At 40.0% G+C, this 14,349-nt stretch carries 9 protein-coding genes; 6 read left to right on the top strand and 3 right to left on the bottom strand.

Going from position 1 to position 14,349, the window contains the following annotated elements; all coding sequences use genetic code 11:
* Nucleotides 1-631: 631 nt before the first annotated feature.
* Nucleotides 632-3,235, bottom strand: a complete 2,604-nt coding sequence (locus tag ANA_RS03850; RefSeq protein ID WP_015078744.1) for a TIGR03960 family B12-binding radical SAM protein — start codon at nucleotides 3,233-3,235, stop codon at nucleotides 632-634.
* A gap of 632 nt (nucleotides 3,236-3,867) precedes the next feature.
* Between ANA_RS03850 and ANA_RS03845 the strand changes: the two genes are divergently transcribed.
* Nucleotides 3,868-4,065: a hypothetical protein gene (locus ANA_RS03845; RefSeq protein WP_015078743.1), complete on the top strand. Its 198-nt coding sequence runs from the start codon at nucleotides 3,868-3,870 to the stop codon at nucleotides 4,063-4,065.
* A 75-nt stretch (nucleotides 4,066-4,140) separates the two neighbouring features.
* On the opposite strand, the gene ANA_RS03840 is transcribed toward ANA_RS03845, so the two are convergent.
* Nucleotides 4,141-4,497 carry a hypothetical protein gene (locus ANA_RS03840; protein WP_015078742.1) on the bottom strand — a complete coding sequence of 119 codons (357 nt, stop codon included), beginning with the start codon at nucleotides 4,495-4,497 and terminating at the stop codon, nucleotides 4,141-4,143.
* Between the two features lie 270 nt (nucleotides 4,498-4,767).
* Here ANA_RS03840 and clpS point away from each other — a divergent pair, with 270 nt between their 5' ends.
* The 3 genes from clpS to ANA_RS03825 all read left to right on the top strand — a co-directional run bounded on the left by clpS (nucleotide 4,768) and on the right by ANA_RS03825 (nucleotide 8,270).
* Nucleotides 4,768-5,049 carry an ATP-dependent Clp protease adapter ClpS gene (gene clpS, locus ANA_RS03835; RefSeq protein ID WP_041457654.1) on the top strand — a complete coding sequence of 94 codons (282 nt, stop codon included), beginning with the start codon at nucleotides 4,768-4,770 and terminating at the stop codon, nucleotides 5,047-5,049.
* 57 nt (nucleotides 5,050-5,106) lie between these two features.
* Nucleotides 5,107-5,931 (top strand): CPBP family intramembrane glutamic endopeptidase, encoded by an 825-nt coding sequence (locus ANA_RS03830; RefSeq protein ID WP_015078740.1) that lies wholly within the window; start codon nucleotides 5,107-5,109, stop codon nucleotides 5,929-5,931.
* A 533-nt stretch (nucleotides 5,932-6,464) separates the two neighbouring features.
* Nucleotides 6,465-8,270: a bifunctional serine/threonine-protein kinase/formylglycine-generating enzyme family protein gene (locus tag ANA_RS03825; RefSeq protein WP_015078738.1), complete on the top strand. Its 1,806-nt coding sequence runs from the start codon at nucleotides 6,465-6,467 to the stop codon at nucleotides 8,268-8,270.
* A gap of 1,231 nt (nucleotides 8,271-9,501) precedes the next feature.
* Here the strand turns inward: ANA_RS03825 and ANA_RS03815 are convergent.
* Nucleotides 9,502-9,960, bottom strand: coding sequence for a DUF4079 domain-containing protein (locus tag ANA_RS03815; RefSeq protein WP_015078736.1), 459 nt, complete (start codon nucleotides 9,958-9,960; stop codon nucleotides 9,502-9,504).
* A gap of 127 nt (nucleotides 9,961-10,087) precedes the next feature.
* Between ANA_RS03815 and ANA_RS03810 the strand changes: the two genes are divergently transcribed.
* Nucleotides 10,088-10,693: a TIGR02466 family protein gene (locus tag ANA_RS03810; protein WP_015078735.1), complete on the top strand. Its 606-nt coding sequence runs from the start codon at nucleotides 10,088-10,090 to the stop codon at nucleotides 10,691-10,693.
* 193 nt (nucleotides 10,694-10,886) lie between these two features.
* A complete protein-coding gene (locus ANA_RS03805) occupies nucleotides 10,887-14,300 on the top strand; it encodes an alkaline phosphatase PhoX (RefSeq protein WP_015078734.1) in 3,414 nt (1,137 codons plus the stop codon).
* Nucleotides 14,301-14,349 lie beyond the last annotated feature (49 nt).

The raw sequence follows: 14,349 nt of genomic DNA, 5'->3' as shown, positions 1-14,349 counted from the left end.
TACTAGAAAGTCTAGCTGGGTGCAGATAACTCACTGAGTCATCTTTACAAGAATTTTGGCAGGGTTTTAATCTCTGTCAATACTTACGTGGTATTTTTTACAATTAAACACACTTGCATTTGCAGCAATTGCATAAAAGCCCGCAATCAAAGCAAGTCTTATTTAAGAGATAGAATGTATCAGTGAATGGAGAAGTTGACGAAAGCTATTGTTAGTGATTGATTCACAAGGTAGCTATAGAGAGAGTGGTTTGTAATCAGCAGCGGAATTTGTCTGGGATACAATCTTAGAAGTTACACTCTTATATTTTTGCCTTCGCTCCCGTGATGATCACAGGTAGTGAATCAATTGACATACTCACCGAACTGAAGGTGCGGTGATTCTTGACACTTCGCCAGAACACGCCACAAGTGGTCTTATCGTCCCTCCATGTCCGTTTAAAGTCTCCCAATGCCCTATGGCGACTATGACCAAATTTTAACATAAAGCCGTCCTGGAAGGACGAGGCTTGTGTCCCGTCTTTTCGGTCATTCAAGGCAGCACCAGAAAATTTCTCTTGATTATCATTCTAACGCAACCTTGCGAAAAATCAATTCCCACAATGTCCTAATTTTTGGCAACTACTAGCAAGTTATCCAATAACTAGACGCTTGCGGTGGATATGCAAGAGGTGAAATTCTCCATTCGCCACTGTTTCTAGCATAGACAATATTTGCTCAGGACGCAAGATCACACCGTCGGGACGACAGACACCCAAATAACGCAATACTGCTGTTGAGTCTGATTCTCGGTGAGAGGATGATACTAATTCTATCTCCCACAGGCGATAGCGCAGATTTATTAATTGCTGCTTACCGGATTTAGTTGTATGTGCCGATAAAATCTCCTCTTGATTTTTAATAGTTTCAATCCAACCTTGCCATTGTGCCAGTTGTACCTCGCTTTGGGGTATAGACACTGTTAGTAAATACTCGGCTGCTTCTAGAGATTGGGTAGCAGAGGGAGACTTGATATCTACTTCTACCACATTATATATAGGGATGTCAGTAGGTAGCTGCTTAACCAATTGGGCATGAAAAGTTTCAATATCAATGGCTTGGGTCAACTCAAAATCAACAATTTCCCCTTCACTGGTAGCACCTAAAGTCAAAGCACTGGCTAGACAAATCCTCGGACCAGGATGAAAACCACCTGTGAATGTAATTGGTAAACTGGCACGGCGCATAACTCGATCAAATAGACGCATTAAATCCAAGTGACTGACCAAAGCCATATCCCCTTGTTTACCAAAGCATACTCGCAATCGTTGAGCTTTGGTGGTGTTGGGAACAAAATCACCGGTAAAGCTGGGAATGGGTGGTGCAGCCACAACCACATTATGACCGAAATCAGTGCCACAGACTCCACAATGAGAACAACCTTCAAAAGAGCAGTCGGGGACAATTGCGGCTTCTAGAGCGCGTTGGAGGTCTTCTTGTAGCCACTTTTTATCAATGCCAGTATCAATATGATCCCAAGGTAAGGGAGTATCCAGAGGTGAGAGGGTTTCTGGTTCTTTGTTGTCAGCAGCAAACAGATTCCATTCGCCATTTTCAACTTGACGGTATTTCCAGTCTAGACCGGCTTCGGTAATGGCTGTTTCCCAAGCTGTAAATGCTGCATCTACATTATCATACCAAGAATCCATACCTGCACCCAGTTCCCAAGCGCGACGTAACACTTTCCCCAGAGTGCGATCGCCTCTACCAATAAAGTCTTCCATGGCGGAGATGCGAAAATCCGTGAAATTTACTTTCACATTCTTCATTTTGCGAAACTCTTGTCGCAGGAGATTTTGCTTTCTCGCAAATTCCGTTGTGGAGACTGAATGCCATTGAAAGGGAGTATGGGGTTTGGGGGTAAAATTAGAAATGGTCAAGGTAAAGTTTAACGATCTTCGGCCTTTTTCCCAACATTCCTGTTTTAACCAGTTGACCGTTTCTACAATACCGATCACATCGGCATCTGTTTCACCGGGTAAACCAATCATAAAATACAACTTGATTTTATCCCAACCTTGTGACCAAGCTGTTTTTACACCCCGCAATAATTCTTCATTTGTCAAACCCTTATTAACAATATCCCGCATTCTTTGTGTACCCGCTTCCGGGGCAAAGGTCAACCCACCTTGGCGCGTACCTCCCAGGATATTAGCAATATTTTCATCAAATCTATCTACTCTTTGACTTGGTAAGGTTAAGGAAATATTATCATTTTTTAAGCGATTTTTAATTTCCATCCCCACCGCTGGTAGGGCTAAATAATCAGAACAACTTAAAGACAACAGGGAAAACTCATTGTAACCAGTTTCCCGCATTCCCTTTTCTATAGCTTCTACTACTTTTTCCGGTTCGACATCCCTCGCTGGTCTAGTTAGCATTCCTGGTTGACAGAAGCGACAACCGCGAGTACAACCTCGACGAATTTCAATGGTGAGGCGATCATGGACTGTTTCTACATAAGGTACTAAGCCAATAGAATAGGCAGGAATGGGCGTAGCTACTCTTCTCAGGACTCTTTTGGGGACATCTGGACGCAGGGGATATACAGCCCCACCAATACCCATTTCATAGAACTGCGGCACATAGACACCAGGGATTTGTGCCAAGTCTAATAATAGTTCTTCTCGATTCCAGCCTGTTTTTTTCCCTTCTTCTAAAACCAAGCCTATTTCGGGAAGTAGTTCTTCACCATCTCCCAAAACGATGAAATCAAAGAAATCTGTATAAGGTTCGGGGTTAGATGTTGCTGTTTGTCCACCGGCAAAAATTAGCGGGTAATTTCCCTGTAACCGTTCTTCTCTAGTGACGGGAATTCCGGCTAAATCTAACATTTCTAAGATGTTAGTTGCGCCTAATTCGTAACTGAGACTAAAGCCTAAAATATCAAAGTCCGTTAACCACCGTTTAGATTCCACTGCAAACAGGGGTGTCTGCGTAGTGCGGAGTTTTGCGGCTAAATCCGCTCCTGGTAGGTAAGCGCGATCGCATAATTGACGAGGTTGGGCATTCAAAATGTTGTATAAGATGATATGCCCTAAATTTGATGCTCCTACCTCATACACTTCTGGATAGGTCAAAACCCAACGAATTGTTGCCGTATCCCAAGGCTTATGGACTGCTAAACGCTCATTACCCAGGTAACGAGCAGGTTTTAAAATATCCGATGTTATTAATTGTTCAACTAAAACAGCCACTTGCTATCTTCTAGCTACCATAAATTACAGCTAACCAATCTAAGAATAGCATTAATTAGAGATTTTAACTTGAGTTCAATAATTTTATCTTGCAAATTTGGTGCTGCATGAATTATGTTTCGCGCAAAGACGCAAAGAAGCAAAGGCGCAAAGTTTTAGGAATTATATTGAAATTATCATATAAGCTTTTATAAGTTTAAATTTGCATTTGGTTTGAAGATAACTTTTTTTCCTCACTTGGCTACAAGTTGGAAGTCTCTTTACTCAATCTTTATCGGTTGAGTGGGTTTATTTAAAGATTGTCATAAGTCAATGGTAAAGTGTACTTATATATACATTTTTTTTTAGCGAGTTAAAAAACAATCTACTTATGCCTTCTGAATGCAGATTAATCATCTGTCGCTATAGCAATACTATTGCTGAAGCTAGGAATGGAGGTGGTTTCAGTAAAATTTCTCTGTAGTTGTCAGCCCTGATTTTTACCCTTGTCGCTGATAAAAACAGAGTTACCGAATAACTGGTCTTGATTATTTAGTAGTGATCTAAATCACAGGGTCGAGAGGTATAAATCACCTTTTATACCGAACATTGTCTGAGATAATGACTAGTAACTGCAATTTGGTTTATTTGTTATGAAAACTCGATACGTGATTCGTCAGTTGGTAGAAAAAGCCCTGCATATCCGCAAGCTAACGCCAGAAATCGAAAATGAGATTAACTCAGAATTAACAAAGCTTGGTCATATCTCTGATGTTGACTATGAAGCTTTAGAATTACTAATGGCCGAGATGGATGCTGGTAGAGTACAGTTAGTTCCTACTTGGGGATAAGTCTCATCGCACTGGGCATCAACGCTGCTTACTAACATCCTATATTGCTAGTATTACCTATGCAATTAAGTCTCTTTATGTTTCTTGTCCTTGTTGATATGCTTGCCACAGTTGATGAATAAATAAATTAAATTGTTGTTTAGCTCCTAAATCAGGCTCAAATTTGAGTTCTTTGGGAAAAAGTTGCCCTAAAAAAGCAATAACTTCTGTATCTAGAGCCGGTCTAAATAAATCTAATGGCCATAACAAATCAGATACATTTCGTAAATCCATCACAAGTGGTAATTCTTGGGTAGAGTTCACAAGCAGTAAAGGACGCACCCAGCACAATTGACGGGAAACCACGATTTCAATAACTTCTGCATAAAGATTTTGACGACTATAATCCAAGGACACAATTTGTCCTGGTTGAAATTTTGGGCTGATATCCATAACTATCTAGAGTAGGAACTATGTTGCAGTTTCCTTGATTTTAATAATTTCTGTTGCTAGTGAGGAGATAGAAGGCAAAGAAAAATTTTCTCTGTCCCATTATCAATGCAAATTTCTTTTATTTGTGTTATGATGTTTTAGGAAAAAACTTCTCAGCAACGCCAAAAGTATTTCCAGGTGAAACCGCGGCAGTGCAGAAGTAAATAACTGTTGAGCAAATGCCTAACAGGACTGTATTGTAGTAAATCAACAATAAAAGAGCAAAGAATCGTGTCAGTCGAAACCATTGAGAAGCGTTCTACATCCCGCAAGCTTGCGCCTCAGTATCGCGTCTTGCTCCATAATGATGATTATAATCCGATGGAGTATGTAGTACAGGTGCTAATGACTACTGTTAATAGCATCACCCAACCGCAAGCTGTTAGTATTATGATGGAAGCTCACCATAACGGGTTAGCTTTAGTAATTAGGTGCGCTCAAGAACACGCGGAGTTCTATTCTGAAACCCTCAATAATCATGGTTTAAGTAGTACGATTGAACCTGACGAATAGTCATTGGTCATTGGTCATTAGCAGTATATTGTTGACTAATGATAACTGACTAACTTTATGAAAATTAATCTCACTCAACTTACCCAATACCCCGTTCCTGTGAGGCTGGTTTGTTTTATACTGGCCTTACTATTTTTATGGCTACCCCTAGCTGTACCAATTTATTTGCTAGTCAAAGATACCAATTTAGAAAGTATTTTGACGCTGGTGATATTATATGTAGAGTTTATTTTTCTGCTGAATATTTGGGGTAAGCAAGTTTATCAACAACCAAAAATATTCAGCCATTATGGTTTAGAATTTACACACCTGAATGGGGTGAATGTGTTGCAGGGGTTGGCTATTGGACTAACTACTGTTTTAGTTTTATTTGGTTTGGAAGGTGTACTAGGTTGGTTGGTATGGCAACAACCACAAGTATTTTTAGGGAGAATAATTTTAGAAGGTTTATTAGTAAGTTTGGGTGTGGGTTTTGCAGAGGAATTATTATTTCGGGGTTGGTTATTGGATGAGTTACAACGAGATTATAAATTAAATATCGCTCTCTGGATAGATGCAATTTTATTTGCTGTATCCCATTTTATTAAACCTTTGGAGGCAATTATTCACACTTTACCCCAGTTTCCGGCTTTGGTGCTGTTGGGCTTAACGCAGGTATGGGGAAAACGTTGGAAACGGGGGCGTTTGGGTTTACCTATTGGTTTACATGGTGGGTTGGTTTGGGGTTATTACATCATTAATGTGGGACAATTAACCAAATATTCGGGTCAAGTTCCTGATTGGGTGACTGGTGTGAATAATAATCCTTTACAGGGAGTTATGGGGGTATTATTTATGGGTGGTTTGGCTTGGTGGATAGGTAATCAGCAAAAACCCGATTAAGAAAAAACTATGGGGTTCAAAGTAGATGCGGTTTAATTCAAAATCACTAAAATCATCATCAAGACTTGACAAAGCCAAAAGTTTATATTATAGTTATGTTATGAGTGGAAAAGTGTGCGCCCATATATATAGACTTTTCCAACACCAACATAATTATTTTCCTCTTTATCCTGAAAATCCTCAAATCCTGGACATCCTGATTCTGACAATTTAATCCATCAAGACTTGACAAAACTCAAAGCTTGAGTTATCCTTATGTTATAGGTGGAAAAGTGTGCGCCCATATATATAGACTTTTCCAACACCAATATAATTATTTTCCTCTTTATCCTGAAAATCCTCAAATCCTGGACATCCTGATTCTGACAATTTAATCCATCAAGACTTGACAAAGCTCAAAGCTTGAGTTATCCTTATGTTATAGGTGGAAAAGTGTGCGCCCATATATATAGACTTTTCCAACACCAATATAATTATTTTCCTCTTTATCCTGAAAATCCTCAAATCCTGATTCAGACAATTTAAATTTTATTATGGCTTATTTTACCCCAGGGCAACTACTCAAAAAAGGACAATACGAAATTATTGATACTCTTGGACAGGGAGGATTTGGTATTACCTATTTAGCGCAAGACCATAAACGCAAAAAACAAGTAGCTATCAAAAGTCTCAATGTCTCTTTTTTGAAACAACGCTATCGAGATAAATATGGGAATACAGAAGGTTTTGGAGAATTTTTAGCAGAAGAACAGGACAAGTTTAACACCGAAGCGATGGTCTTAGCTACCTTTGATCATCCTCACATTGTCAAAGTGTATCCTGAACTGTTTCAAGAAAATGGTTTATCTTGTATGGTGATGGAATATGTCAAAGGCAAAAATTTAGAACAATATTTATACGCGAATGGTGTTTTTAGTGAAAGTGCGGGTTTAGAAATTATTAAAGGCATTGGAGAAGCTTTAATTTATATTCATAGTCGTAATTATCTGCACCGAGATATTAAACCTGCGAATATTTTACTAAGAGAAGAAGACAATAAAGCCATATTAATTGATTTTGGTTTAGCCAGAGAAGTCAACTTTGCCGAATTGATGAGTTTAACTAATGCCAAAACTCCGGTTTTTGCACCACCAGAACAATTTGAAAATAGAAGTAATTTCACTCCGGCTTTAGATATTTATGCTTTAGCTGCCACATTATATGTAATTATCGCTGTTCATGAACCTCCTTTCATTCCTCTGCCTAGTCCTTATCTGAATGCTAAGATAATGCTAGATATGAAAATGGCGATTGAACCACCGCAAAAATACAATTCTCAAATTAGTCAAAAGGTAAATGATGCTATTCTCAAGGGAATGGAGTTAGATTATCAAAACCGTCCTCAGTCTATTACAGAATGGTTTAGGTTTTTAGGTATTCAAACAAATGAAAAACCTAACCCCCCTAACCCTCCTTCCCTACAAGAGAAGGGGGATATTAAAGCCTCTCTTCTTGTAGGAGAGAGGTTGGGAGAGAGGTTTTTAACTAACCTGAAAACTTTCACTTTTGAAGTTGTCACAACGAACGCGAAAGGAAGCATTATCAACAAACGCAACCACTCAGCAAATTACTTTGTGGAAGATTTGGGAAATGGGGTGAAGTTGGAAATGGTGGAAATACCCGCAGGAACATTTTACATGGGTTCACCGGAAAATGAAATGGGAAGATCCAATATAGAAAGTCCCCAACATCAAGTTACTGTTCCTAGCTTCTTTATTGGTAAATATCCTTTGACTCAAGCACAATATCAAGCTATTATGGGGAATAACCCTGCTCATTTCAAAGGTGCTAATCGTCCTATTGAAAAAGTGAGTTGGGATGATGCAGTGGCATTTTGTCGAAAGTTAAACCAAAAAACAGGTAAAAACTATAAGTTGCCCAGTGAGGCACAATGGGAGTATGCTTGTAGGGCAGGAACAACCACACCTTTTTATTTTGGTGAAAGTATTACCCCAGATTTGGTAAACTGTGTTGGTAACTATCCCTACGCTGCTGCACCAAAAGGACAATATCGAAAACAAACCACAGATGTAGGAACTTTTCCCCCTAATGCTTTTGGTTTGTATGATATGCACGGAAATGTGTGGGAATGGTGCGAAGATGACTGGCAGGAAAATTATATAAACGCGCCTATAAATGGCAGTGCTTTGATTAGTCAAAGCGATAAAAACACGCTGCGCGGTGGTTCGTGGTGCTTCGATCCTGAAGATTGCCGTTCTGCTTATCGCAACAACAACGGTCTCGACTACTCCTACACTATTGGTTTTCGGGTTGTATGTAGTGGTGCGGCGAGGACTTAGTTGCCCTTTATACTCTTGCTCTTTTGCCCTCTGCTCTTTTTTCTTTTCCCTTGTCCCGCAGTTAGGCGGAATTTCTTTTGGATAAATACTGGATGTGGAAACCTTATATATGTGGGCGCATACTTTTCCACCTATAACCTAAGCATAGTCGAAACTGAGAATTTTGTCAAGGGGTAAAATTGTCTGAATCAGGATATCCAGGATTTGAGGATTTTCAGGATGTTGTTGGATGATTTTTGGTGGGGAGTTGATGATTTGATTTTGTCTGATAGCGAAGCGTGGCGCAAGCCATATCAAGATATCCAGGATTTTCAGGATTTTCAGGATGTTGTTGGATGATTGTTTGTGGGATTTTGGGATTTTTCAGGATGTTGTTGGATGATTGTTTGTGGGGATTTTGGAGATGATTTTGTCAGAATCAGGATTTACAGGATTTACAGGATTTACAGGATGTTGTTTAATGATTGTTTGTGGGGATTTTGGAGATGATTTTGTCAGAATTAGGATTTTCAATATGGGTAATTGGTAATTGCGAAAATGCTGTAAACTAACCATCTAAAGAAGAGCATAAAACAACATCTTTAAAATATCCCAACTTCCAAAAATCACCACTTCCTCAAAAACAATCCTTAAATCACATCCTGTAAATCCTCAAATCCTGGATATCCTGATTCAGACAAAAAAAACACCACTTCCTCAAAAACAATCTTTCAATCACATCCTGTAAATCCTCAAATCCTGGATATCCTGATTCAGACTAAAAAAATCACCACTTCCTCAAAAACAATCCTTAAATCACATCCTGTAAATCCTTTAATCCTGGATATCCTGATTCTGACTAAAAAAATCACGACTTCCTCAAAAACAATCTTGCCATCACATCCTGAAAATCCTCAAATCCTGGACATCCTGATATGGCTTGCGCCACGCTTCGCTATCAGACAAAATTGAGGGACAGGTTTTTCGAGCAGCTTTAGAATCTTTACCATCAAAAATGTCTTGCGTACCCAAGTTCTTGAAAGCATGAATCATTTATAAAGGTTTTACTGTTTTAAATGATTTGATAAATGAAAACCCTATATATATGGGCGCACACTTTTCCACTCATAACATAAGTGTAATCGAAACTGAGAATTTTGTCAAGGGCTGAATCAGGATTTTCAGGATAAATTATTTGTGTGTGGTCTGCACAATTTCCCAGGCATAATAGAAGCATGGTAGAAACTGAGAATTAAGGCAAATACTTTTGCACCACAGTCCAACCACTGAGAGATACCCAAGCGAATCCTAGTAATAAGCAGAAATTACAACCAAGATGTAATGGTCTAGCCCAAAGTTGTGTGGTATTAATTTGAGTGGCGCTAAATGCGGATACTAAAACTAAGATGACGACTATTAACCCAGCGGCTAAATGTGGTGAATGTCCCAGTGAACCAAAGTGTCCTAATGTACCCACAATGCCAACAGCTAGAAGTAGTAATACTAGACTAACCATCGTGATGCCGATTATATAATGGAGCGATCGCACCTGCTGACGATACCAAGGTAAGAGAATACCGAAAGATTCTGGGTTTGTTCTAACCCGTAACATCCAAATACCAGTTATGGCTAAAAATAAATAGGCTAGTAAAGATAATCCCATTGACCAAGCGGCTATTTTCCATAACCATAGAAAGGAAGGTAGGTGCATAAAACAGTTCAGTGCAGGAAAGTTACCTATTGAGCTTAACAGGACTTAGGCTTTTTTTGTTTTTAGCCGTCCATGTTTTTTGCCCAGCGACAAAGTTCACAAGTCAATATAAACATAAATCAAAATTATGGTTGGTTCTAGAAATGATTGGTTTCCCACTTCTGTTTGGCATTTTTCCCTAGAAAATTATCAACAATTAAATCCTCCACTCTTACAAACTATCTATGCGGAAGAACGTCGAGATAGTCAGGGTGAGAAATGGTCAAATATACTAGGATGGCATAGTACAGATAGGTTGCATGAAAGGGATAGTTTTGACAACCTGATACAAATCATTAATCAAAATGTCTTAGAAGTTGCCACATTTTTACAATGGGACTTACAAAAGTTTAGTCTCAAAATTACAACTTGTTGGGGAATTATTAATCGTAAACTTGCTTCCAACTCTGTACATAATCATCCCAACTCAATTTTAAGTGGAGTTTATTATCTGAAAACTCCTGAAAATTGTGGTGGCATATTTTTCTCTGATCCTCGACCAGCTTCACAAATGATCGTACCACCATCTATAGAGTTTAATCTCTGGACTTTCCCCAAAATCACTTATAAAGCTCGTGAAGGGACAATGTTAATATTTCCCAGTTGGCTGTTACATGGTGTGGAAATGAATATGAGTGATGAAGATCGGGTGTGTATTAGTTTTAATATTGGCATAGTACCGATCAATAGATAATCTTTTCTCTTTTCTTAATCTAAAATTAACTTCTAGAAAAATTTTTAATTAAGAAATAGCTAAATCATAGTGCCTTCTTAACCTCTGCGTGAGATTCTACTGGAAGGTAATATTCATATTCGGTAAATATAGGTTTTCCTAAATTTACCAAGCATTGATTCAGTAAGCATTACAAAGAAAACTGAGGGATTTTATGGCTAACACACCATTCGATACAACCGAACCGTCTCAAGTCAAAGGATTAAACGGTTACACAGTTGACCCAATTTTTACAGTTGGCGACAAAATTGGCAACTATGTTCCTCCCGGTATTCTTGACGGTATTGGTGCTTTTTCACTCAACGATACAACTGTTCGTGTATTAGTTGTTAATGAAGTAGGGGCTGCTGATGGTTATAAGTACACCCTGAAAAACGGTACTCAACTCCCCGGTGCAAGAGTTAACTATTTTGATGTTGACAAGCGCACATTGCAAATCGTCGATGCTGGATTAGCCCATGACACCATTATCAACCGCAAAGGTGAAGTTGTTGATGCTGCTGCTGATTTAGAGAACGCTGGTATTCAACGTTTTTGTTCTGCTGCTTTATTTGAAGCCAACCAGTTTGGTGCAGGTATTGGTTTAGCTGATCGTATTTTCTTCTCTGGTGAAGAAACCAGTAATGGTACACAATTCGCCTTGGATACACAAACAAATACTTTATATGCAGTACCCGCATTTGGTCGCGCTTCGTGGGAAAACGTCACAGAACTAAATACAAGCCGCACTGATAAAGTTGCCTTTTTAATTGGTGACGATAGCAATAACGCGCCTTTATATCTCTATGTTGGCGATAAAAAAGCTGGCGGTTTCCTGGAACGCAATGGTTTAGCACAGGGTAAACTATTCGTATGGGTGGCTGACGATCCTGCAAATGCTACTGATGCAATTGAAGCTAATCCTAGCCAGTTCAAAGGCAGTGGTAACAGCACAAACGGTCAATTTGTAGAAATTTCTTACTACGATCCCACAAAAGCAAATACTACAGGTTATGACTCTCAAGGTTTTGCTACACAAACAAAACAAAATGAGTTAGCTACCGCAGTTAATGCCTTCAGGTTTTCTCGTCCTGAAGATATCGCTACAAATCCTTCCGATGGTACTCAAGCTGTTTTAGCCTCCACTGGTATTACTGCAGGACCTGATGTTTGGGGTACAACCTACAAAATTGATGTTGACTTTAGCCAACTTCTTTCTACTACTGCTACTGTTCCTACAGCAGAAGACACTGCACCCTTTTTACTACCAACAGGATTCACTCAGACAGAAATTGTTGACCGCAACAAAGCTAATCTAGATCCTCAATTTGCTGCCACCTTTGGTAACTGGGACATGGTGGCACTCGATCCCACCAACCGCTACATCTACATTCCGATGGAAGTAGGTCAAGGCGCTGGTTTAGCTCGCTACGACACCCAAACTGGTGACTTTGTTTCAGCCTTGACTGGTCAAGCGGCCTTACCCTACACCACCAATCCTACGGTTTGGGATAAGAATAATGATGATTTTGGTCCTTTTGACCCTGCGGTATATACTCCCTATGGAACAGTTATTACAGCCGAAGAAAGAACCAATGGTCGTCTATTTGAGTGGCTTAACCCCTTGATGGCTGCTGGTGATACAGCTAATGTGGTTTGGCGCAGTAATATTCCTGCTGTTTCCCATGAAGGCTTGAAGTTTGATGCTTCTGGTACTTTGTACTTTATTGATGAGAGCAACACTGGTTCTATCTACAAGTTTGTACCTAAGACTGCTGGTGATTTGAGTGTTGGACAAAGTTTTGTCTTGAAGGTAACTGCCTTTACAGGTATTGCTTCGGAAAACTGGGACTCTGCTACAAATACAGCTACTACTCGCACTGGTGCAGCTACTTGGGTGGCGATTACCGATGCTAATGGCGTGAAAACCACCACCGCCGATCCCTTTGACTTTAGTAGCACTACTACGGGCGGACGGGCAGCAGCGGATGAAGTTGGTGGTACACCCTACGGTCGTCCAGAAGACTTAGAAATTATTGGTGACATTCTTTATGTAGCTACAACTAGCGAAAACGCAGTTTATGGCATTAACCTCAAAACTAATGAAGTTAAGCTTTTTGCTAGTCGTAGCACAATTGATGGTGGTACTGCTTTAGCTGCGGGTACCAACCTCAATAACCCTGACAACTTGGCTAGTGATGCTGCTGGTAATCTTTACATTATCGAAGACAACGGTCCTGGCGATATCTGGAAGGCATCTGATAGCAATAAGGATGGTGTAGCTGAATCAATTACTCGTTGGGCTAGTTTGGGAGTTCCTGGATCTGAACCTACTGGGTTGATTTCTACAAACAATCCCAATGAATTTATCGTTGCCATTCAACACCCCACATCTGGAAATGATGCTCTGTGGAAGATTACAACTGCACCAGAAATCACTGCAAAAATTGACATCCTTTACGATGGCAACGACGCTGGTAAACAAGATTTCGGTATGCGTAGTCCTGATAACCTCGACTGGGCTGATAATGGCAAAATTTACTTACAAGAAGACCGCGCACTAGGAGCAGATATCTGGGGTGCAACTTCTAAGCAAGAAGCCTCTATTTACGTTCTTGATCCTGCTGCTGCCAATCCAGCGGACAGCTTAACTAAAATTGCACAAGTTGATCGCTCGGCTGTTCCTTCTGGTCAAACTGATTCTAGCCCCACTGATATCGGTAACTGGGAAACTTCAGGTATTCTAGACGTTTCTAGTCTTTTTGGTAACGCTCCTGGTACACAGTTTGTGTTTGATGTCCAGGCGCATAGTATTCGTTCTGGAACAATTATTACCGCCACAAATATTGATGGTAATGGTGATGGCACAAAAACTAGACAAGAAAACCTGGTTGAAGGTGGTCAGTTATCTTTCTTGACTGCGCCTAATGCCAATTTGATTCAGGACACACAATTCTTTGCTGGTACACCTAATGCCGATACGATTGTAGCCAAGCAAACTCCTGGCTTTGGTGGTATTAAGGATGTCGTGTTTAGTGGCGCTGGTAATGACGAGGTTGATAGTGCGGCTGCGGGCGCTCTTGCCAGTAATAACATTATTGACGGTGGTAGTGGCAATGATACCGTGTTTTTAGCCAATGGCGATCGCGCTTTTGGTAGTGCTGATAACGACACATTCTTTGGAGATGAAGCCAATAATTTCCGTGCCTCTGGTGGCGCTGGTAATGATTTATTCTTCCTGGGTAATGGTACTGGTGGTCGTGCCTTGGGTGGTGATGGTAATGATACCTTTGAAATCGGTCTTGGTGGTGGTCACACCCTATCTGGTGGTGCTGGCGCTGACCAATTCTGGATTGTTTTTGGTGAATTAACCAAAGCTACTAACACCATTCTAGATTTCCAAATTGGTACTGATGTAATTGGTATTTCTGGCGCTGCCAGTTTAGGTATCACTACAGCCAATCTAACTTTGACTCAAGTTGGTGCTGATACTGCGGTTATCTTTGGTGGTCAAACTTTAGCCACTTTAACTGGTATTCAAGCCAGTGCTTTGAGTGTGGCTAATCCTAATCAGTTTGTCCTGGTTTAATTAAAGCCAGCATTTAATAGTAATTACTTGTAACTAAATACCTTGGCAG

Source organism: Anabaena sp. 90 (assembly GCF_000312705.1).
In the GTDB taxonomy this organism is placed as follows: Bacteria; Cyanobacteriota; Cyanobacteriia; order Cyanobacteriales; family Nostocaceae; genus Dolichospermum; species Dolichospermum lemmermannii.
Note: the sequence above shows the minus strand (reverse complement) of the source record. Positions and strands in the feature narration are given on the sequence as shown.